Annotated in this window: 16 protein-coding genes and 1 tRNA gene; 5 read left to right on the forward strand and 12 right to left on the reverse strand. The window is 54.4% G+C overall.

All coding sequences use genetic code 11. The features are described 5' to 3' along the window. Position 1: 1 nt before the first annotated feature. From FE788_RS09500 to FE788_RS09530, 7 genes are all read right to left on the reverse strand, one after another. Positions 2-1,321, reverse strand: coding sequence for a purine-cytosine permease family protein (locus FE788_RS09500; RefSeq protein ID WP_138380412.1), 1,320 nt, complete (start codon positions 1,319-1,321; stop codon positions 2-4). Next, positions 1,318-2,991, reverse strand: a complete 1,674-nt coding sequence (locus FE788_RS09505; RefSeq protein WP_138380413.1) for a hydantoinase B/oxoprolinase family protein — start codon at positions 2,989-2,991, stop codon at positions 1,318-1,320. Before FE788_RS09505 ends, FE788_RS09500 begins: the two co-directional genes overlap by 4 nt. 6 nt (positions 2,992-2,997) lie before the next feature. After that, a complete protein-coding gene (locus FE788_RS09510) occupies positions 2,998-4,671 on the reverse strand; it encodes a hydantoinase B/oxoprolinase family protein (RefSeq protein ID WP_138380414.1) in 1,674 nt (557 codons plus the stop codon). Positions 4,672-4,674: 3 nt separating this feature from the next. Beyond that, positions 4,675-6,762: a hydantoinase/oxoprolinase family protein gene (locus FE788_RS09515; RefSeq protein ID WP_138380415.1), complete on the reverse strand. Its 2,088-nt coding sequence runs from the start codon at positions 6,760-6,762 to the stop codon at positions 4,675-4,677. A 123-nt stretch (positions 6,763-6,885) separates the two neighbouring features. Then, a complete protein-coding gene (locus tag FE788_RS09520) occupies positions 6,886-9,054 on the reverse strand; it encodes a TonB-dependent receptor (RefSeq protein WP_138380416.1) in 2,169 nt (722 codons plus the stop codon). Between the two features lie 186 nt (positions 9,055-9,240). Then, positions 9,241-11,967 (reverse strand): winged helix-turn-helix domain-containing protein, encoded by a 2,727-nt coding sequence (locus FE788_RS09525; protein WP_138380417.1) that lies wholly within the window; start codon positions 11,965-11,967, stop codon positions 9,241-9,243. Between the two features lie 280 nt (positions 11,968-12,247). Next, positions 12,248-12,322 (reverse strand) — tRNA-Gln (locus tag FE788_RS09530). A gap of 191 nt (positions 12,323-12,513) precedes the next feature. Between FE788_RS09530 and FE788_RS09535 the strand changes: the two genes are divergently transcribed. From FE788_RS09535 to FE788_RS09545, 3 genes are all read left to right on the forward strand, one after another. After that, entirely contained in the window at positions 12,514-13,512 is a 999-nt protein-coding gene (locus tag FE788_RS09535; RefSeq protein ID WP_138380418.1) for an NAD-dependent epimerase/dehydratase family protein, read from the forward strand. Between the two features lie 12 nt (positions 13,513-13,524). Next, positions 13,525-14,373, forward strand: coding sequence for a YdcF family protein (locus FE788_RS09540; RefSeq protein ID WP_138380419.1), 849 nt, complete (start codon positions 13,525-13,527; stop codon positions 14,371-14,373). A 446-nt stretch (positions 14,374-14,819) separates the two neighbouring features. Beyond that, entirely contained in the window at positions 14,820-15,638 is an 819-nt protein-coding gene (locus tag FE788_RS09545) for a hypothetical protein (RefSeq protein ID WP_138380420.1), read from the forward strand. A 30-nt stretch (positions 15,639-15,668) separates the two neighbouring features. Here FE788_RS09545 and FE788_RS09550 read toward each other — a convergent pair whose 3' ends face one another. From FE788_RS09550 to FE788_RS09565, 4 genes are all read right to left on the reverse strand, one after another. Continuing rightward, positions 15,669-15,938 (reverse strand): tetratricopeptide repeat protein, encoded by a 270-nt coding sequence (locus FE788_RS09550; protein ID WP_138380421.1) that lies wholly within the window; start codon positions 15,936-15,938, stop codon positions 15,669-15,671. A 243-nt stretch (positions 15,939-16,181) separates the two neighbouring features. Next, positions 16,182-16,952, reverse strand: coding sequence for a response regulator (locus FE788_RS09555; RefSeq protein ID WP_138380422.1), 771 nt, complete (start codon positions 16,950-16,952; stop codon positions 16,182-16,184). Between the two features lie 152 nt (positions 16,953-17,104). Then, positions 17,105-18,058 carry an alpha/beta fold hydrolase gene (locus tag FE788_RS09560; RefSeq protein ID WP_138380423.1) on the reverse strand — a complete coding sequence of 318 codons (954 nt, stop codon included), beginning with the start codon at positions 18,056-18,058 and terminating at the stop codon, positions 17,105-17,107. 184 nt (positions 18,059-18,242) lie between these two features. Next, positions 18,243-19,880, reverse strand: a complete 1,638-nt coding sequence (locus FE788_RS09565; RefSeq protein WP_168190359.1) for a vWA domain-containing protein — start codon at positions 19,878-19,880, stop codon at positions 18,243-18,245. Between the two features lie 414 nt (positions 19,881-20,294). On the opposite strand from FE788_RS09565, the gene FE788_RS09570 reads away from it, so the two are divergent. Continuing rightward, complete coding sequence (locus tag FE788_RS09570; protein ID WP_138380425.1) at positions 20,295-20,900, forward strand: peroxiredoxin; 606 nt, start codon at positions 20,295-20,297, stop codon at positions 20,898-20,900. 152 nt (positions 20,901-21,052) lie between these two features. Continuing rightward, positions 21,053-21,937 (forward strand): LysR family transcriptional regulator, encoded by an 885-nt coding sequence (locus FE788_RS09575; protein WP_138380426.1) that lies wholly within the window; start codon positions 21,053-21,055, stop codon positions 21,935-21,937. Between the two features lie 38 nt (positions 21,938-21,975). Here the strand turns inward: FE788_RS09575 and FE788_RS09580 are convergent. Continuing rightward, positions 21,976-22,775, reverse strand: a protein-coding gene (locus tag FE788_RS09580) for an IS5 family transposase (RefSeq protein ID WP_425462971.1) whose coding sequence is annotated in 2 segments (ribosomal slippage) — positions 21,976-22,446 and positions 22,449-22,775 — 798 coding nt in all. Because the reading frame shifts where the segments join, the coding sequence is not laid out codon by codon here. Positions 22,776-22,890 lie beyond the last annotated feature (115 nt).

Genomic DNA, 22,890 nt, shown 5'->3' on the forward strand with positions numbered 1-22,890 from the left:
CTTATCCTTCTATTTTGCCTTGTGTTTCCGGCGCCCCGGTCGTTTTTTTGCGCCATTTCAGCAATACATATAAAACCGCCGCCAGCAGGATGGAATCCACTGAGGCAATATAGGTAAGGCTGATCACCTCATGAGCGGCAAGATAACCCATCACCGTGGCTGCCCCCCAGGCAGTAAAGGCCGCCACGTCATAGGAGGGTTCCCGCTCAAGATCCTGTGGATCCACACCCCGTCGACGCAACAGCAAAACATCCAGCACATAAATCGCCCCGATCGGCGGGATGGTAATCCCAAGGAACAAAAGAAAATCAGTGAAATATTCCTGCGCCCGCATCAGGGCAAGACCCGTGCCAACAAGACCGATCACCAGAATGATCTGCCACAAATGGACACGCCGGATGATGGTCGATAAGGAAAGTCCCGAGGAATATAGACAGAGGACGTTGGACGACCAGGCCCCGAGCAGCAGCAGGAAAAAGGCCGGCAATCCGATCCCGATGGCAATCATAATGCCAATCAGATCGCTTTCTCCGGTTGCGCCACTGGGTACCGCGGTCAGAAACAATATAAGGGGAAACGTGAGCCCAAGCGCCAGAAATGCCGCCCAGACAGCATGAGTGACATTGCGGGCAAAGCGGCTGTAATCCGGCTGGATAATAACCCCGACAATATAGGTGCCCACCACCGCTGATACCGCCCAGGAAAAGCTGATGGGGGGTGTGTTCGCTACCGGCCGGGTCCAGGATTTCACATCGCCCCAGGACAGCCAGGCGGCATAGCCGATAAACGCCACCATAAACGGCACCAGATATAACGCCAGTTTGTCTATGCCCTGAAAACCGGACAATGTCACCCCGATCATCAACGCGCTTCCCAACAGGATGAAAAGCCAAACCGGAAGTTTGATACCGTAAAGGTCAGCCAGGACAAAACTGGCCGCTTGTCCAAACACATTGCTGATCACCCCATACCAGCCAATCAGGGTCAGCGCGATCAGCGCATTGACCCAGAGCGCGCCCTTACGTCCAAAGGCGAATTCCGCCAGCATATAAGTGGAATAGCGAGACTTTGCCCCGACATAGGAGGTGAGCGCCCCCAAAATGCCCAGAATCAGACTGCCGGATACGAATGCCAGTGCGGCCTTGTGAATTCCCAGGGCACTTCCCACTTGCGCCGCCATTAGGAACACAGCCATACCGATGGTACCGCCAATAATAATAAGCGCAATATGGACACCGGAATAGGTATGGTCTTCCGGAACCTGGCTTTGTGCGAAATCTTCGGTCTCTGCGACGCCCAACCCGGAATTATCCCTGTTCATGAGCCGTCCCCGATACCATAGACCTCCCGAGCTTCCTCCGGCGTGATAAAGCCGTTGCGCAAATCCGCCTCAATCGCTTCCGGCGCCCGCTCTCGTGGATCACCATAGCCCCCGCCGGTCGCCGTCACCAGGCGCACCACATCATCTTTTTGCAGCGGCAGCGCCGTCACCATGCTGTGGCGTTCGCGGGCGCCGTTGGCGCGCAAAATCTCCACATAGTTGGGGGTGCCGTCCTGTCCGCCATTCAGGCCCCAGGGGGGACAACTATCCCGGCTGAACGTAACGGTGAGCGCCGCCTCATCCGCCCTCATACGATAATCGAGGACCACCCCCTTGCCCCCGCGGTACTGCCCGGCCCCGCCAGGGTGGTTATGAAACGCATACTGATCTACCTGGATGCCATAGCGGGCTTCCGTGAGCTCTACCGGAATGTTATAGGTTTCCCCGTCACCACAGCAGAACTGTCCATTCTGGCCGTCCGCATCATGGGCCGCGCCCCAGCCGCCCACCAGCGGTTCGCCAAAAATGTAATATTCCCCTGTATCGGCGTGCCTGCCGGACAGAAACGTCCCACACACCGAACGCATATGCCCGGCCGGCAGGCGGTCAGGCGCAATCGGCGCCAGCGCCTTCCACATCAAATCCGCCGCCGCCGTATCCGTTTCATAATAAATGGAGGTCGGCGCGGGACGTTCCGCGGAAATAATTGTGCCCGGCGGACAAATGATGTTCACAGGGCGGAAGCACCCACCATTGGCCGGAATATCCGGGTTGGTCAGGCTTTTGACAATGGTCCTGACCGCACAGGACAGGCTGGTCAGCGAACAATTGATCGGCCCAGGCGCCTGGGCCGCCGTTCCGGTGAAGTCCGCCGTCACGCTCTCGCCATCCACAATGACCCGAACCTTGATCGTGAACGGCCCATTGCCCAGTCCGTCACTTTCGATGATGTCTTCGGCTTCATAGACCCCATCCGGGATCCTGCGCAGTTCCAGCCGCGTCATCCGCTCGCCATACTCCAAAAGGTCAGCCATCGCCCCCTTGACGTTTTCACGGCCGAACTTCCGCATCAACTCATGCAGCCGGCGGGCGCCGACCCGGGCGGCGGCAACCCCGGCCCACATGTCACCAATGGTACTTTCGGGCAAGCGCACATTGGCCGCAATCATGTCAATCAGGGCCTGGTTCACCCGCCCCTGCTCGATTAATTTCACATAAGGAAACTGCAAACCTTCCTGATACACTTCCGTGGCATTGGCCGATACGCTGCCGGGAGAGGCGCCGCCCACCTCCGTCCAGTGCGCCTTGTTCACGGTGAATGCCACCAGTTCCCCTTCGAAAAAAACTGGCAGCACAATCGACACATCCGAAAGATGGGTTCCGCCCCCGCCATAAGGGTCATTGGCGATAAAGACGTCGCCATCGTGAATGTCGTCTTTTGCGCCGTACCGGGTCAGGATTTCCTGCACCGTGGTATCCAGAGTGGCCAGAAACAGCGTCACCCCGTCGCCCTGGGTCAGCAATTCTCCCTTCGCATCCGTCAGTCCCACGGCAAAGTCCAGGGTTTCATAGATAATCGTGCTCATGGCCGTGCGGGCAAGCGCACTGAACATTTCGTCTCCTGTCGCCACCAGCGCATCCTTGATGATTTCCGAAGTAAAACGATCCATGCCCTGTCACACCTTTACGTTATAATCTGCGTGCGCCTGTTCCGGCGTGATATACCCGTTTTTCAGATCCCGCTCGACCGCCCGGCGATCCCTGGCGTCGGGATCTCCATACCCCCCGCCATTGGCCGTCACCAAGCGAATAACTTCTCCCTTTTCCGCCCGCACCGTAGTGCACATGCCATAGCGCTCCACACGGCCGTCATGACGCAGGATCTGGGCATAGTTGTTGGTCCCTTCCCGGCCCCCGACCATACCCCAGGGGCGGCTTTCGGTACGGCTTGCGGCATAAGTCAGAAACGCCTCTTCCGATGTCACCCGGTAATCCAGGACAACCCCCTTGCCGCCGCGATACTGTCCGGCGCCCCCCCCTTCCATGTTGAAGGCATATTGATCAATCTGAAGGCCGTAACGGGTTTCAAAAAGCTCTACCGGAATATTGAAGGTTTCCCCGTTGGCACAGCAGAACTGGCCATTATCCCCGTCCATCCCGTCGGACGCCCCCCAGCCGCCCACCAGCGGTTCGCCCATGACAAACAGCTCCCCGCTGTCGGGATGAATGCCGGAAATGAACGTTGCCCCGACGCTGCGCTGATGCCCTGCCGGCAGGCGGTCCGGCACCACGGGCGCCAGCGCCTTCCACATCACGTCTATGGCCGCAATCAGGGGCTCATAATATAACGATACCGGGGCCGGCGATTGGGCCGAAATCAGGGTCTTGTCAGGACAGATGACCTCCAGCGCCCGGAAACAACCGCCATTGGCCGGAATTTCCGTATTGGTCACCGCCTTGAACAGACACCGCGCCCCGGTGACCAGCCCGGTATAGGAACAATTGATCGGTCCTGGCACCTGCGGATCTGTGCCGGTAAAATCCGTAATCATCTTGTCATCTGTGATCGTCACCTTGACCCGGATTTTAAACGGCCCGTTGCCAAGACCGTCATCCTCGACCACATCTTCCGCTTCATAAACGCCATTGGGCAGTTTCTGCAATTCCACCCGGGTCATGCGGTCGCCATAATCCAGAAGCTCCTCCATGGCTGTGAGCACCTCATCCCGGCCATATTTTTCCATCAGTTCCAGAATGCGTTTTGCCCCGACCCTGGCGGCGGCAACCCCGGCATGCATGTCCCCGATGGTGGACTCCGGCAGGCGCACATTGTCCCGGATCAGGCGCACCAGGGAAGAATTCTGACGGCCTTCCTCATAGAGTTTCAAAAATCTGAAATGCAGGCCTTCCTGAAAAATTTCCGTCGCCTCGGTGGACACGCTGCCAGGCTTCGTGCCGCCCACCTCTGTCCAGTGGGCCTTGTTCACCGTAAAAGCCACCAGTTCCTCACCGAAAAATACCGGCAGCACAATCACCACATCTGACAGATGAGTCCCTCCGCCTTCATAGGGTGAATTGGTGATGAACACATCGCCAGGGCGAATATCTCCGGGGTTTGGGTAATGCTGCAACGTGCTTTGTACAGCCGTATCCAGTGTCGCCAGAAACGCTGTCACCCCGTTGCCCTGGGCCAGCAGATTGCCGCGGGCATCTGTGGCCCCCACTGCAAAATCGGTTGTCTCATAAATGATCGGGCTCATGGAGGTGCGCACCATGGCGTTGAACATCTCATCCCCCAGCGCCACAAGGGAATCCTTGATGATTTCGCTGGTAAAAACATCACCGCTCATGGCTCAGTCCTCCGCCCTTATCTCGACGTGGTAATTCCCATAATCATCAATGGTAACCCGATGACCGGGGGAGACCACCAGCGTGACCGATGGTTCCTGTACAACAGCCGGACCATACAACTCCATGCCCGGTTCCAGCTTCAGCCCGTCATAGATCAGGGCCTCATGGAGTCCGTGCTGATCAAAATCGACCTTGCGGGTATGCAGAATGGTTTCTTCCAGTGCCCGACCGGTGACCGGTTTTTTCGCAAGTTCCGGTTTCGGCACCTCCACCTTGGCGACCAGATGGAAATTGACAATCTGCACGCCGGTGTCCAGCCGATAGGTAAAACGTTTTTCATGGGCCGCGTGGAACCGCGCGATTGCCGCGTCAATGTCCGGACCGCCGTCCTCGCGCAACGGAAACGGCACCTTGACCGTATGTTCCTGCCCGCGGTAACGCATGTCGGCAAAATATTCAAATGCTATCTCCGCCTCTGCGACCTTCACTCCGTCGGCCTGATAATCCTGATGGGATTGGGCAGTCATGGCGGCAAAAGTTGCGGCGATCGTGGCGGCATTTCCCGCTTCAACCGATAAGGGTTTGGTTTGCAGATAATCACGTCTGAGATCGGTCAGCAACATGCCCCAAGCAGAAAACACAGAAGAATTCACCGGTACGATCACGCGCGGCACCTTTAATTCTTCTGCCAGGGCGACGGCATGCATTGCCCCACCTCCGCCAAAGGCGATCAGGGCAAAATCACGCGGATCGTGTCCCTTGTTGGTGGAGACCAGCCGCAGCGCATTGGTCATATTGGCATTGGCGATGCGCACAATTCCCCGCGCCAGTTCCTGCCGGTTCATCCCCAGTTCCTTTTCAAGCGGGGCGAAAGCAGCCGCAACAGCATCCCAGTCGGGTTCCACTTCCCCGCCTACAAAACTAGCCGGATCAATCCGGCCCAGAACCAGATTGGCATCCGTGGTGGTGGGCTTGGTGCCCCCCTTGCCATAAGCCGCCGGGCCTGGCATGGCTCCGGCCGACTGCGGCCCCACATGGAGTTTCCCGCCTTCATCCACCCACGCGATTGATCCGCCGCCATTACCGATTTCAACAATTTCGGAAACCGGGGTCTGAATCGGATAGCCGGGGTTTTTCCGGTCCTTTTCAATATAATATTCCGTGGTAACCTTGACCTCGCCGCCCTCAATCAGGGTGCATTTCGCCGTCGTCCCCCCGATATCCAGAACAATCAGGTTTTCCTCACCAATTGCCCGGCCCAGATAGGCGGCCGCGAAAATGCCGCTGGCAGGTCCGGATTCCACCATGGTGATGGGGTTGGCCTTGGCCGCCTCCACCGTGGCGATGCCGCCATTGGATTGCATCATATAGGGCTTTTCCTTAAATCCTCCGGCGGCCAGTTTTTCTTCCAGGGATTCAATATATTTTTTGGCGATGGGATGTACATAAGCCGACAAAACCGTGGTGTTGGTCCGCTCATATTCCCGCCACTCACGACTGATTTCATGGGACGCGAGCACAGATACTTCCGGCCACAATTCCTTTAGCCCTGCCACAACCTTCCGTTCATTTTCCGCATTGATATAGGCATGCAGAAAACATACGGCGATGGCCTCGACCCCTTCCGCCTTGAAGAATTTCACCAGCTCCGGCAGCGGTGTCAAATCAACCTCTTTCTGAATTTCCCCCTTATAGCTCACCCGCTCATCCAGTTCCGTACGCAGATACCGCTCCACAAAGGGTTTGGGTTTGCGGAAATTAAAGTTAAACAGGTCCGGGCGGTTGCCACGGGCGATTTCCAGAACGTCCCTGAATCCCTTAGTGGTAATGAGTGCTGTTTTGACCCCTTTCTTTTCGGTCAGCGCATTGATCACCACCGTTGAGCCATGGGCAAAAAAAGCCAAATCACCGGCACTAAGCCCAACCTTGGCCATGGCATTCATCACCCCGGCTTCAAAATTCGGCGGGGTTGTGTCCGCCTTGGCGGTTTTTACCTCGCCGCATTTTCCTGTTGCGGGATCAAGATCGTAATACACCAGATCAGTAAATGTACCGCCAACATCACTGGCTGCGCGATAAAGATTGCTCATTTTTTTCATCCTGATTGTTGTGCCGCCACCAATGGCGGTGCCAAACCACGTCCCGGCGCTGTTTTCCGGGATTCATTACGGGGTTAGGGCAGGCACCTGTCAGGGGTGCCCGCCCCTCACGGATCAGAAGTTGTATCTGAAATCCACACGCCACACCCGGGGATTGGCCTTGTGGGAGAAGGCTGGAATAACAAATTCCGAATTATACCGTTCATCGGTCAAGTTATTCACCGACCCGGCCAGGGTCCACCGCCCCGCCGCATCTTCCAGTGCAACGCGGGCATTTACCAGATCCAGCGCCGAGCGCGGGAAGATGTTGTCCGGCGACCAGAACTGCTTGCCGCGCCGTTCATAGTCCACCCGGGTAATAAGATTCAGGGTGCTTGAGATGCCGACGTTCCACTGAAAACCGGTGTTAAAGGTCATATCCGGCGTATAAGGGGCCTTGTTGCCGACAAATTGCGGATCGGTGGTATAGGCCTTGATTTCGCTGTCCGTGTATCCATAAGACGCATAAAGGTCCAACCCTTCCGCCGCGCGGAAGACAGCCTCAGCCTCAACCCCCCTGATATCCACATCGTCAATATTGATCAGCACCTGCGCGCCAATCCCGCCGATAAAGACAAAATACTGTTGCCCACTCAGCGAGGTATCAAAATAAGCCAGATTCAGCCGCAGACGGTTGTCAAGCAGGGTGGCCTTGGCACCCACTTCCCAGGATTTGGACACTTCCTGATCCACGACGTCATCCACGCCGGCAATTCCCGCGGCTTCGGCTGCATCGCGGGTGCCATTCTGGTTGAACTGACCACTGCGGAAACCTTCCCCGTATGTTCCGTAAAGGTTAATGTCCTCCGTAGCAGCATAACTGAGGGTGACTTTGGGGGAGAAATGGTTAAAGGTTTCAGAGTTCTGCGCACCGGGCACTCCACCCGTATTCTGGGGCGAAACGGACTGATCACGCTTTTCTTCGTCATAACGCCCTGCGACGGACAATTCCAGATTATCCAGAATGTCGTAGTTCAACTGGAAAAACAATGCCCAAGCGGTATTGTCATTATCATCAGCAAAGAAGGAAACCGTCGGATTGTCCGCCACATTAAAGAACGGTGTTCGGGTTACCCGGCGGATACCGTCTCCGGTGTCCAACCCGACGGTGGAGGAAATAAAACGATCCCAACTCAGAAAATAGGCCCCCACCTGCCAGCGCAAGCGCTGATCGGAAGGTGACGTCAGGCGAAGTTCCTGACTCCACCCTTCAATATCTGTATACTGGGACTGGGTGCCATCCCCAAACGGCACATTATCATCCACGCCATTGGCCAGTTCGGTATAGGGGAACTGGTCGGCCCGGGTCAGCGTGTTGATCTTGTCATAGGAAGTGACGGACAGCAACGTGCCAATCTCGAAATCCTTTTCAATTTTCAAAGAAGCGCCGAACGTTTCCCGCTCACCCAGATCCTCATTATTGGCCCGGAACGGCAGGCTGGTGTCATCGGCACTGGCCGCACCGAACTGGAAGCCAATGCCCCGCCCGTCATGTTTGGAATAGTTGGCATTAAAATCCACGGAAAGGGTATCATTGGGACGCCAAGCCACACGACCACGCAGCGCCCGGTCAAAGAAAGGATCATCCGGTGCATCGCGAGTGATGTTTGTGAAATAACCATCCCGGTTCACCATCCGGCCCGACAGGCGCACATAAAGCTCATCTTCAATGATCGGGGTGCTGACGGAACCTTCCGTGGTTACTTCATCCCCCTTACCATACCCAAATTTCAGATAACCTTCCGTTTCGTTTGAGGGTTCCTTGGTGTTGATGATAATGGCGCCGCCAGCTGCATTGCGGCCATAAAGCGCACCCTGTGGTCCTTTGACCACCTCGATCTGCGCCACGTCAAAAAGCTGCTGGACGAACTGACGATTGTTAAACTGCAACACCCCGTCGATGACCACAGCAACCGGAATTTCCCCGTTACGGACCTGGGTCAGGCCACGAATGGTCAGGAACGAGGTGCTGATACTCTGCGATTCCGCCAGCGTGATGTTCGAGGTAAGCTGAATAAAATCCGCCGTCTCCCTGATTCCGGCGTCTTCAATCGCCTGGGCATTAAACGCCGTCACGGAAATCGGGGCATCCTGGATGCTTTCCGCCCGTTTCCGGGCCGTCACGGTGATTTCCTCAATGGTTATTTCCGTATTTTCATCCGCTTCCAGCGCCCAGACAGGGCCCTGGGCAGCACTTATCGCAATCAGCGATGTGGCGCTGAGCATATGGCGAAGTCGAGACATTTACACCTCCCTTGGAATAATGGGGTCCATAGTTAAAGTTTTTTGTTTGTGACATGTGCCGAACATGTGCGAACCATTATCTGTTCGACACAATATCGACGCAATCTGCAGGAAGGGTAGCTTATCGTTTTAAAGGGATAGGCGGCGGCTCGGAACGGGTAGGCCACCCCCCGCAAAGGGATAGGGTCAGATAACAATATTTCTTGAGCGGATTTTGGCGATGGCCTGGGCGCGGCGTTCCACGCCAAGTTTCTTATAAATATTTTTCAGATGGAACTTCACCGTATGTTCGGTCATATCCAGCGCCCGGGCAATTTCCTTATTGGACAGATTTTGGGACAGCTCTTCCAGAACTTCAATTTCACGAGGGCTGAACATCTCCACCTCTCCCCCGGAAACACAGCCATTTCTGGCCTTTAAGGCCTCCAGACACTCGCCAATAAAACTTTGGGTCAGCATGTCCACAACCTCTGCCCGGCCATGTTTTTGCGCCGCCCGCAACAAGGGTTGAATGGAACGATGCACCAGAAAAGGCTGACTGATTTTTTCCGGCGCCGCCATCTCCAGCGCCGCCAAAATATCTGTAAGCCCGCCAGCACGATCCCCGGCCCGGTCCAACAGGATCGCCCGTAGGATAAGCGCTTGGATAAGATGGAAACGCGCCCCGATCCCCCGGCAACACTCAACAAGGTCGCCGGCAATAACAATCGCCCTGGCCCGGTCATGAGGCTCGTAATAAAAGGCCAGGGCCTGCCCGGCCACCTGATAGCCCCGCCAGGCAAAAGACTCTTTCTTCCAGCATCCGACCGGAAACTGACGCTCCAGACGATGGGCAAGCCGCATCAGTTCCTTATCATCCCTGTCTTCGCCGCCAGTGAGTAATAAATGGGCCTCCACCAGCGAGGGCAAGCGGACAATGCCCCGCTCTTCCGCAATACGGGCACAGCGGGAAATGGCATCATGGCAAATGGAAGGGTGCTGATCGCCGATTTTGCTGAAGGAATGAATATCCAGAACCGTGGCATAAATATCCAGCCATCCATCATATTTTTCCACATAATCGAATGCTGCCGAAAGCCGGGCCTGGCGCGCCTCATCCGCGAGCCCACCACGCCAAAAAAACAATGCGCTCAATAGGATACTGGCCAGAAATTTTAGGCCGCTATCCGCCCCGAAATTATCTTCAGCCAAACGGTAGGCTTCCCAAAAACTGGCTTCGGCCAATTGAAACCGCCCCTGATAAAAAGCGCTTAGGCCCGCATGCAGATACGCGTAATTCAGCCCCAGCACACTGTTGGCCATCCGCATGGACCGCATGGCTTCCCGGCAGGCCGCATCTGCCTCATTAAAAGCGCCGTTGGCCAGATAATGCATGGCGCCAATGCAGTGAAGCACCCCCAAGGTCACCCCGTCGGCGGGGCTGATGCGCGCCTCAAGCGCCTTATAATGCCGGGGCCAGTCCGGGTGATTCAGACGGTCTTCATAACTTTCCATCAACAATCGTATATTCAGCAGGTCACGCCCGAACCCCGGTCTGTCCACCATCTGAGCATCCGGACCGAGTGGATTGTTTTCCGCCGCATCGAGATAGGCCCGGGCCAGTCGGATTTCCCCGTCTTTGAGCGCCAGATAGGACCGTGCAATCTGGATTCTCGGGAAGCGGGGCAAGTCACGTTCCGGAATATTGCGCAGCAGGTTGCGCAAATAGCCAATGCCACCAAACAGGATCAGTTCCCAGCCGCCCGCTTCCTCAATCAAATGCGCACAGCGGTCAAGATCACCGGCCAGACGGGCATGGCGCACCGCTTCACTCACATATCCTTCCTGCTCAAACCACAAAGATGCCCGGGAGTGCAGGGCGTTAACCTCTGCCCCGGAACATCTTCGCCGCAGCAGATCCTCAAGGCATTCGGCAAACAGATGGTGATAACGAAACCATTCCGAAGCATCTTCAAGCGGCACCAGCAGCGCATGCAGGGGCTCCAGCCGTTTGAGAATGTCCCAGCTGTCGTTACTTTCCCGAATGGCGTCAGCCAGCGGCGCATTGAAGCGTTCCAGGATCGACGTTTTGATTAAAAAATCCTGAATATCGTCCGAGAGATTCCCCACAACCTGGTCGGTAAGATAAGTGGCGATATGGGAACTGTGGCCGTGAAACTTTCCAATACCGCCGGCCCCGTTGTAATCGCCGCGCACCACCAGCCGCGCCAGCTGCACCGCAACCGCCCAGCCTTCCGTGCGGTCAAACAGGATATCCAGGGCCGCATCATCAATGGCCGCATCCACAGCGGCCCGGGTTTCCTCTCGTGAGAATCGCAACTGTTCCGGGCCGATTTCCCGCGCCTGACCCGCGGCCATATAATGGGGCAAGTTCAACGCCGGCCGGTTACGGCTGTTGATCACCAAAGTGAAATTCGGCGGACATCCGGCAATCAGGTCATCAATAAAATGATCCACCGGCTCATAGTCCAGACGATGATAATCGTCCAGAACCAGAACAATTTTGCTGTCTGCCTTTGCAATACATTCCAGAATCGAGGCAAGCGCCACCCGAGGGGCAATATCCCCCTGCTCCGCCACTTTTTCCAAAGCTCCCATTTCCAGACCGGCTTCGGCAAGGGCAAAAATCATATAGACAATGAGCTGATGGACGTCCGCATCCCCTTCATCCAGTGTGATCCAGCCCACCTTTGTCCCCCGGGCCAACAGGCTTTCCCGCCATTGCGCCAAGAGGGTTGTTTTGCCAAATCCGGCCGGGGCCACCACCAACGCCAGCCCCCGCCCCAGCGCCTCATCCAAAAGCGACAGCAAATGGGGGCGGGGCACCAGGGAAACCTGCTGTCGGGGCACCCGCAGTTTCGCCCGAATAAGCCAGTAACGTTTCTCCATGTGCTCCTGATTGGTGGGGGTCATTGTTGATTTTGCGTCCTTTTATGCCTCAAACATTTCCTCAGCATTCTTGCATAACGGCATAGAAGGTCAATACTTTCCCGGATTTCTGATTTCGCGCCGTCCCTCTCCCCCCACCCCTTCCGTTTTGGGGCCGGGGGTATTCCGGCTCCAGAATGGATGGCATCGTTTCCGCTCGCGATGACGACAAAATGAGGCCGTCATCACGACCCCTGCCATATGAGGGGTGCGGCATCTCATTATCGTCAACGAATAAATAGGGGAAAATACAATGGGATAAAGATGGCTGGGGTGGCAGGATTCGAACCTGCGCATGGCGGTACCAAAAACCGCTGCCTTACCACTTGGCTACACCCCATTCTAACAAGGTCGCTGCGCCGGTGGCGCGGAAAGTGACGCGAACATAGCAAATTCATCTGAAGTTGCAATCCCGTTTTTTATTTTTTGTTATATTCCCGGTTTCGGCCCATTTTTTAAAGATTTGGCAACAAGGATCGGCTATAACCCCTAAAAGTGAGTGATGTTTAGTCAATATTGCAGAGGTATTTCATGGCCATTGTCGTAACCGGGGCTGCCGGTTTTATCGGTTTTCATGTTTCCCGTACTTTGCTGCAGCGGGACGAACAGGTTGTCGGCATTGACAATCTCAATGATTATTATTCCGTGGCGCTGAAAAGGGCCCGGCTTGCAGAACTGGAGCAGGACAAGGGATTTACCTTCGAAAAACTGGATTTTTCCGACTTCGAGGCCCTGAAAGAGGCGCTGGATCACTATACCATCACTCATGTGGTGCATCTGGGCGCGCAGGCCGGCGTGAGATATTCGCTCACCAATCCTTTTGCTTATGCCCGGAGCAACCTGGTCGGACATCTCAACATCATGGAATATTGCCGTCATCTGGACGGGTTCGATCATCTGGTCTACGCCTCCTCCTCCTCGGTCTATGGTGGCAACACCAACATGCCGTTTTCCGTCGATGACCGGGTGGACAATCCCGTCTCGCTTTATGCCGCGACCAAAAAGGCCGATGAATTGATGAGCCAGAGTTATTCCCACCTGTTTCGCCTGCCACAAACGGGGCTCAGATTCTTTACCGTCTACGGTCCGTGGGGGCGTCCGGACATGGCCATGTGGATTTTTACCGAAAAGATTCTCGCCGGCCAGCCGATCCCTGTCTTCAATTATGGCGACATGCGCCGGGACTTTACCTATATCGACGACATTGTGGATGGCGTCATCCGCTGCATGGACAATCCCCCCAGGGATGACGGCACCCGGCATACACCAGGCTCCAGCGCCCCGCACCGGGTCTATAATATTGGCAACAACAATACCGAAAACCTTCTGGACATGATTGCCGTACTGGAAGACGCGCTGGGCCGGAAAGCGGAAAAAGACCTTCTGCCGATGCAACCCGGCGACGTAAAAGAAACCGCCGCTGACATTACCGCCATTCGCAATGATCTGGGCTTTGCCCCCAAAACCAAGATCACCGAAGGCATCCCCAAATTCGTCCATTGGTACAAAACCTATCACAAAATTAACTGAACAGGATAACGGATGGAATGGGGGAATATCATATCACGAGGCATTTGGGCGTTACTACAGCCCAGCAATTCTCTTGTTCTTCTGGCGTTGGTCGGAACCTGCCTATTGTGGCGGGGATACAGAAAATGGGGGTTTTGGCTTAGTCTCGTGCCCCTGAGCTGCCTGATACTGGTCGGCATCACCCCGCTGGGCAAATGGCTGGCCATTCCATTGGAGAACCGTTTTGCCGCCTTCCGGGACCTGCCCCGGGGCGATTATGCCGGCATCCTTGTTCTGGCTGGCACCGAACGCCCCTCTCTTAGTACCGTTCATGACCAGCCTGCCCTTACGGGGCGAGCCGAGCGGCTGATCGGCGGGGTGAAAATGGCCCGGCTGTTCCCGCAATTGCCCCTTATCCATAGCGGCGGCACCGGAAAAAAGGGCGAATGGACAGAAAATGATGTGGCCCGACGGGTGTTTGAGGATGTGGGCCTCGACCTGAAAAAGGTTTATTTTGAAAACCGCTCCTATAATACCTATACCAATGCCACAGAAAGCCGGGAGCTGATACGTACGCAAGGCCTGGACAAGAGCGGCACCTGGATTCTGGTGACCAGCGCCAATCACATGCCGCGCGCCGTAGGCGCCTTCCATGCAGCGGGGCTCAGGGTCAGACCATATCCCGTGGATTTCAAAACCGATCTGCAGTATGCAACCTTTCCCAAATTCGCCGTGGCGGCCAACCTGAATGATTTTGATGATGTGGCCCATGAATGGCTGGGACTTGTGGTCTATTACCTCACCGGCCGCTCCAGCAGCCTATTTCCCGGGCCGGATACTCTGTCCGTCCCGCCTCCCCCAGCGGAACTTGCTGTTCCATAAAAAAAAGACCACCCATAAAGGGTGGCCCAAGTTTAGGGAGGAAACGCCCACGTAGGGCTCAAGCGTGTATTCCTACACCAAGAACAACGCTCTTCTCTATATTTAGGAAGACCCTTCCTAAAATCAAGGACAAAAAGGTATTTATTTTCCAACGACTTAGCGTAACATACATGTCACAGTGTTGTATTTTTGCACCACCTCTATAATCCTGAAAAAATTATATTTCCCATAGAGATAGCTCATGCTGTGTTGGTGTGGACACATAAAGATCACACCAGAAGTTCGGGATATATTTTCTCCAAACCAGCGTCTGAAAGAAGCCTCAACGGTCCGAGATGCGTTTTTTCTTGCCGGGTGATTCGAATTCCGCCATTACTTTTGCTGCAAGAACTCGGGGGTTATCGTCAGGGCACCCGGAAAACCCGAACGGAGGGGATAAAAAGAAAATGGTGGATTTCAGTAAAATTTATATCTCCGCGCTTTTGCTGCCCTTTTGCCTGAGTCTGGCCGGGCTTGCTCTGATCCGCTTTTTTGCCGGAGAAGGGTTGGGCCATGCGCTGGCCAGCGTGGCGGTCAGTATTGCGTTTCTCACGGGGTTCCTGATTCATTTCGGCTTGCCGGCGCTGCCGCCTGCTCAGACGTTTGAAAAACTTTTTTTTCTCACTCTGGTCGCGGCCGGATATGGGTTGCTTCAGGATCGTTTCCCCCGCTTTCCCCTGCTCTCCTCTCTGATAAAGACGGCGTTTCCCGTCATCACCGTTTTCTGGATGGTCGGCCATACGGAGCAATATCCGCTCACTCTGGCGGAATATCGGGACCTGGCTGTTTTGACCATTCTGGGCACCGGATTGTTTTTCAAGATGGAAAAGGACTGGGAAAACGGTCTGGATATTTCCCGCAATTTGCTGGGCTTCGCATTAGGGCTTCTGGCCGTGAGCTGGAGTTTTGGTCATGTCGCGATCTGGACCAGTGCCATGATCATCGCAGCCGCACTCGGTGGGTATATGGCCGCTGGTCTTTACAGGCAGGTGTTTCCTTTTGGAGCAGCGGCATTTTATCCGGCCTATATCGCCGTGCTGGGCAGCAGTGTCGATCTTCTCGCACGGGAAGAGGCCGCATTGCCGGCGCTGCTGGTCCTCTGTGCCGTCTTCTACAGTCAGGATATTACGGAACGCCTGCCCCTGAACATGCGACATGGCGTCAAAGGAACACTTATGCTCGCGGCCATCCTGCTGGTCGTTCTAGCCTTGGCTCAGTTCGGATGAGCCAGGAAGGGACATCCCCTGTAAGAAAACCTATTCCAATGTCTCCAGAAGCGCCTGCTGTAAATGAAAACGCATGCTTTTATCGCCCTTTTCCCGTTCAAGAACGGAAATCCCGTCTTCAAAATGCTGCCGGGCTTTCAGACGATTATTCAGGTTTTTATAAACCATCCCCAGCTTGTAATGGACATACACCTTTTCCTTAGGGGCCTCAGCATGATCCATGGCTTTCTGATACAGCTCAACGGCATCCTCGTAGCGCTGCAATACAAGTTGCTGATCCGCTTTTTCAATCAATGCCATATATTCTGACTTCGGAGTGGCTAGTGACAAGTTTGAAAAACCGAGAATAACCGCCATACCGGAAAACAGAAATAAACGTGCCGCTAACATAAATTCACCTTTCATCCGATCATAGGTCTTCCCCCCTTCCTCACACCATCACAACAAGAAAACTTGTTGTTTTTGCGGCAACGATTAAAAATTCTTTCCCGGAAGCCGGTTTTATACCTCTGAAATATTTATACAATAATTTTATGTGGTTTTTCAGGTGATGCCGAAACGCTGCAGGACTTCGGCAAGGTCAGCCCCGAAATTTTCTCCCCGGCGGATGATTCCCACCGTCATGGGCAGGGCCCGAAGATCCGGATGATTGAGATCCATACTGGTCAGCAATGCGACGGCCACATCCCGGGTTGTCGGCATGGCTTTCAGAGCACAGGCAAGATCAATACCCGACAGCCGGGGCATGACTGCCGTGGTAATCACCAGATCCGGGCGAGATTCCAGAATAATCTCAAACGCCTCAAGGGAGTCCAGTACAGTTGTGACGCGGTAACCGCATTCGGTAAGCTCCCGCCCCACCAGTCGTGCCGCGGACTTCTGCGGCAGGACCAGAGTGACTTCCTTGTCAATTTTCTTGACTTCACTCACATCAAAAGTGGTGTGATGCGGCAGATTCCTGATTTCTGCGGCCACATCTATTTTGGGTTCGGTCGGCCCGTCGAGCAGACCGAGGATCTTATCAGCAAACTGCTGAATATCGCGCACATTCTGATCGGTTATATCGTCAATATTCCACAGATAATCATCCAGACGCTGACAGATGGAAGACAGACCCGGCAGTTTGACAACCTTGACTTTAAGGCGCAGATTGGACGCATCCTGCGCCAGAAGGTTCCTTGCCTCCTCCCCCTTGAGTTCGCCACACAGGACCTGATTGATCCGGATTTCAAGACTTCCCGCCACATCACGCGCCTCATCCAGCGCTTCCCCTTCATGCAGCTTTTCAACTTCTTTTTCTGATAAAACAGCCATGAAACCTGCTTTTGCTTCCGTTGTCAGTATTGAACAATCTGATGATTCACTCTAGGAACAAGTCCTTAAAATATGCCTAACATAGGCATCGGCTTCGACATGACATGACATCAGACGAGGACCGAATGCGATAGCTGCCGCGCCAGAAACCATCAGAGATCAAGGAACTGCCGCAAATGATCCCACATCACCTGGCGCAGCGGCGCCGTTTCCCGGTAAATTTCATGATAGGCGCCTTTCACTATATGTATTTCCGCATTGGGCAAGCGCGACAAAAGACGGCGCGCGGCTTTGTTGTCCACCAGTTTTTCCTGTTGCGCCAACAGGGCCAGGAGCGGGGTCTGGATGGATTCTGCATATCCCGGCTGCCAAACCGTCTCCAGGCTTTTCAACGCCGCATCAAGCCAGCCAAACGTGGCCCCGCCGGAATAAAGATCGGGACAACGTTCCAGAATCCGGCGCTCTTCGTCATACCGCCGGGCATCATGGGTCAGGAGCGTATTGACCAGAAGTTTCAGAACCTCCCTGTTTTTGGCCCCCTGACCGGGGGCATAAACCGCGTCGAATCCCAACCGCATCGCCAGACGAACCAGCCCCCTGGACAGGGACGAAAAGAAGGGTGGCCCCAGATTAATGCCCATCATTGGTGAGAGCAAAACCGCCTTATCAAAAACCCCCGGATGGTCGTAAAGATACCGCAACGCAATATGCCCCCCCATGGAATGCCCCAATATATACTGCGCCCCGCCTGACGATACTGTTTTCCCCTCGCCCATATTTTTTACCAGACCAAAATGGTCAATCATCCGGTGCAGGTCCGCGATATAATCATCAAACGTTCTGATATAACTTTTCCTGCGATCCTCCAGCAGGCGACTAGACAATCCCTGCCCCCGATGGTCCATGCTGTAGACCGTAAAACCGCATTCCTGCCATTCGGTAATGAATTCCGCGTATTTTTCCATATATTCGCGGTGGCCGTTCACAATCACCAGTTGACCACGTTCAGGGGACCGGGCAGGAAAACGAGCCGTTCTGAGAGAGATATGATCGGCCGTTTCCAGCCAGACCACCTCCGTTTTTTCGGGAAGATCCGGATAGTGCAAGAGACTGTTACCTCACCCTTTTTTGCTTTTTTGAACCATTGTTTTGCGCCATGAGACTACCCTGATCTTTCAGGAAAAGAAATTAAAAAGGCGTCACCATAAGGCGACGCCGGTGAGAATTTTATGCCTGCAAGATCAGGAAAAACATCTGATTATAGGGTCAGAACCCCTCAATTATTCAGAATTATTTAGACAGACGCAGATTCGACAGCTCATTGGCGATTTCCCGAAAAACATCATTCAGGGAATCTTCATCCGGCGCAAAGAAATAATGATCCTCGTCCGTAGCCACCGCCTTGAGCAGATCGCCCAGAGAACCACTGCTTTCGGCAAACTGGATGGTGTAGATGATGATCCCTTGCTGTTTCATATTGGTCGCTATCGCCTTCAGTCGGTCATCGCGACCAGTAATCATCCGGTTATAGGCATCCCCCGAACGGCGGGTGTTTGCCCCGTCGGTAAGCAGGATCACCACCTTGTTCAAAGTCGTCGTGCTGTCCACCACAGTCCCCAAGAACGGCGCAGCAGCGCTGATGGTCCGCCAGGCCCAGGCAAGTCCCTGGGGAATATTGGTATAAGATCCGCTCAACGCATCCAGCTCGTCAATGGCATTCCAGATGGTTGTCTTGGTGTTCTGTAACGGCGTAATTCCGAATTCCGGGCAGGGCGTACATTTCTCAGTGCGGTTGTTCAGCCGCCCCAAGTGACAGCGATAGCCGTCATAATATTTTGGCTCATCTTCATCATCCGGGTCATCTTTCGGCGCATAACGATTATATTCCAACTCTTCGCCCATCGGGTACCAGCCCACCCAGTTCGGCTTGCTGCCCCCAAGGTCTACCGGACCATCATAGGTATCGGCGGAATTGTCATTGGCCGTGGAATTGTTGTTGGCCGGATATTCGTCATAATCCCATTCTTCCTCACGGGCATAACGGGCATAGACACAGCCTTTCCAGCCTTTGGGCGGTTTCGCCAGCAACGGCACAGACGGCGCATTATGGGCATAATACACCTTATCCAGGGTGGCCTCATAATTCTGCAGGACCTCATAATATTTCCCGGACAGGTCACTGCTGTTTCGGCTGCCGCCATTTTTGTTCTGAAAATACCCTTTGTCAAAGCGGTAATTTTCAATTTTATAGGGGTTGTTCACAGCAGGGCTCAACGCCACTGTTGTATATTTGTCGGCTTCCGCCAGTTCAGTCACCCCATCTGACTCAAAACCGTATTTTGTGCCATTTAGCGCCACATTTACGGTGCCTGACCACGGCACAAGTCCAATGTTCAGCAGCGTGTTTTGCTCGTTCTCCCCGAACAAGATTTCGACCATGGTCTTCGCCGCGTTTTTGGCCGCCCCAATTCGGGTTTCACTGCCGACATCAGCTGTCCGCATGGACCCCGACAAGTCAATGGCCAACACCACATCCATCAGCGAAACTTCGCGGGTCACCTCGGCCTCTTCTGACACCCGCATGCTGTCATGACCGAAAAGCTGCATGAACAGGGTATTAAACTCCGCACTTGCCCTCAGCCGCAAGATGGTGTCATCAGCCGTGTAGACATGATCATCCGGCAGCACCGTACCGTCCGCCGCCACCTCATCCGGGCCGCTCACCGAGGCTCCCATGAACCCATCGGGGAAATTGGCCACAAAAAACTTCTCGATAATGTCATGGCGGTTGGTTTCGTAATAGCTGCGCCCGCCGGCCAAAGCCGCCGCATCAAGTGCAGTACCGAGACGCTGTTTGACAATATAAGCCCGACTGACGTCCGTGGCGACCCCGATGACCGCCACAATAGGGATCAGAGTTGCCGCCATGATCACCCCGGACATGCCGCTACAATCAGTCCGCAGCCGTCGCCACATCCTGCCAAGGCGGCCTGTATTCAAACGGCACGCCCGTTCGAGTCTCGACCGATACAGTGCGGAAAAGAGGTGCTGTTTGCCAGAGACTCCCCTGCCGACTTTTCGTTCACTACCCATAAGTGGCCTCATCAGTTTACAAGTCAGGGGAGTATTCTGCGACAAACTTGTTAAAAAAACACTTATGGCAATAAACAGTTATATTAATATTTACATAAAATATTAGGATCAGGTCTCCTAGGCCCTTCCGGCCGGACAAACACAAAAAAGCCTAAAATTACGTCTTGACTTGAACTAAGGTTGCCTTATCTATTAGAATAATTCTAAAACAAACCATCAACTGAAAATTCCCTTACATGGAGGTCACTTATGGCATCATTAATTGGTCAGAAAGCCCCTGATTTCACCGCCGCAGCCGTCATGGAAAATGACGAGATTGTGGAAAACTTCACGCTCTCCGAATATCTCAAAGGCAGCTACGGCCTGATATTTTTCTATCCGCTTGACTTCACCTTCGTTTGTCCGTCAGAAATTATCGCCTTCAGCAACCGCATGGACAAATTCGCCGAACTCAACACCAAAGTGGTTGGAATCAGTGTTGATTCTCAGTTCTCACACTATGCTTGGCGCAACACACCGCCGGAAAAAGGCGGTCTGGGCAAAATCAAATTCCCGTTGGTGGCCGACATTACCAAGAAAATCGCCAGCGACTATGGTGTGCTGATTGAAGATGCCGGTGTCGCGCTGCGCGGCAGCTTCCTGATCGACAAGGAAGGCAATATCCGTCATTATGTCATCAATGACCTGCCGCTGGGCCGCAATGTGGACGAAAGCATCCGTATGGTCGAAGCCCTGCAATTCCATGAACAGCATGGTGAGGTATGCCCGGCCGGCTGGCAGAAAGGCAAATCCGGCATGAAACCGGATGCCGAGGGCGTGGCCAGCTATCTGGCGGAGAATGCCGAAGGACTTTGATCCGTCGTCATAAATTTTTTGAAGGCGGGATTTTGTCCCGCCTTTTTTATTGTCCAATAAAAATCTTACGGGTTAGTATGGTCCGGCCCGGGCTTTTTATAGTTTCATAGAACATTTTTCTTAGGCTTCTTTAGGCGTTTTTGGGGTGCGTAATGGATTGGGACAAACTCAGAATATTTCATACCGTGGCTTCCTCAGGAAGTTTCACCCATGCGGGTGAAAAACTGAATCTCAGCCAGTCCGCCGTCAGCCGGCAGATCCGGGCCTTGGAAGAAAGCCTGAATGTTTCTCTTTTTAACCGGCACGCCCGAGGCTTAAGCCTGACCGACGAAGGCGAAACCCTGTTCAGAACCGCCGAAGAGGTGGTGGACAAAATCCATTTTACGGAACAATTGCTCCTTGAAGGCACTGATGTGCCGCGCGGCGAACTCAGGATTTCCACGACTCAGAGTTTTGGCTCCACCTGGATGATGAACCATATTCGCGGATTTATCGACCGGTATCCGGAAATCAGCGTTCAGCTTATTGTCTCCGATTACGACCTGGACCTGACCACTCGCGAAGCCGATGTGGCCATTCGATTCCACCCGGCAGAACATCTGGACATGGTACAGAAAAAGCTGGGAATCTTTCATCACCATCTTTATGCTTCCCCGGAATATTTAAGCCGCAAGGGCCGTCCGGAAACTGTGCAGGATCTGGATCATCATGATCTGATTTCCTATGGCGACCTGCCCATCATTCCCGTTAAAAATATTGACTGGGCCCTGACCATAGGTGCCGAAGCGCCCCGACAGCCGGTGCTCAGAATCAACAGCATCTATGGTGTGCTCCAGGCCGTAAAGGCCGGCACCGGCATCGCCGCCCTGCCCGACTATCTGGTTCAGGGCTCCATGAATGTTATGCGTATTCTGGAAGATGTTGAAGGGCCGAACTTCGCCGCCTATCTCATTTATACCCAGGAACTGAGAAATTCGAAACGCATCACCGCCTTCCGGGATTATCTGGTTGAACAATTCAAAAGCTCCCGCTTTTAGAGTGAATTGTGAATAGGTTGACCCATTCACAATTCACTCTAGGTTACCGACTCATAAAACCGCATCCATATTTTGATGGCGGCGAGTTTGACGAGGGCGAGATAGTTTTCGGCATGTTTTTCGAAGCGCGTGGCGATGGCCCGGAAGTGCTTGAGTTTGTTGAAAAAGCGCTCGACGAGGTTGCGATATCGGTAGAGGAAGGTGCTGAATGCGGGCTTGGACTTGCGATGCGCCAATGGCCTGATGCAGGCCCATCCGCCCTGATCGGCGAGCCGTTGGCGCAAGGCGTCCGAGTCGTAGGCCCGGTCGGCCAACAGGATTTGTCCTTTGCCAATGACGCCCAGCATATCCTCGGCCGCGCGCCCGTCGTGCGCCTGTCCAGGCGTCAGCTTGAGCCCGACGGGCAGTCCATTGGCGTCCACCAGGGCATGGATCTTGGTCGTCAGACCGCCTCTCGAGCGCCCCACGCATCGGGCGTCAGCGGAACTTCCGGGGCTGGCATCGGGCCCCCCTTTTTTGCGTTCGCCCCATGCTGGTGAACGCGGATGGATGAGGAGTCGATCATTTGCAGATCGCCGTCATAAGCGGCCGATATCGCCGCAAAAATCCTGTCCCACACCCCCTGTTTCCGCCACCGCACAAAGCGATTGTAGCAGGTCGTCGCAGGGCCATAGCGCTCCGGAATGTCCGCCCACGGCGAGCCCGTCCTGAGCCGCCAGTAAATGCCGTTGAGCACCCGACGGTCATCCACTCGCGGAACACCCCGCGGCTTGTTCGGCAACAGTGGCTCAATGATCGACCATTCAAAGTCAGTCAGTTCATAACGACGACGCGACATCCGTCAACCCTCCTTGTTCAAACTGAACCAAGAGAATCAGATGTCGCCAAATCTCGCTAGCCCCTTTATGAGTTTATGACCTAGACCTTTACGCGCAATGACGGCGCAGCGGAAA

The organism is Luteithermobacter gelatinilyticus, assembly GCF_005849285.1.
GTDB lineage: Bacteria > Pseudomonadota > Alphaproteobacteria > Sphingomonadales > Emcibacteraceae > Luteithermobacter > Luteithermobacter gelatinilyticus.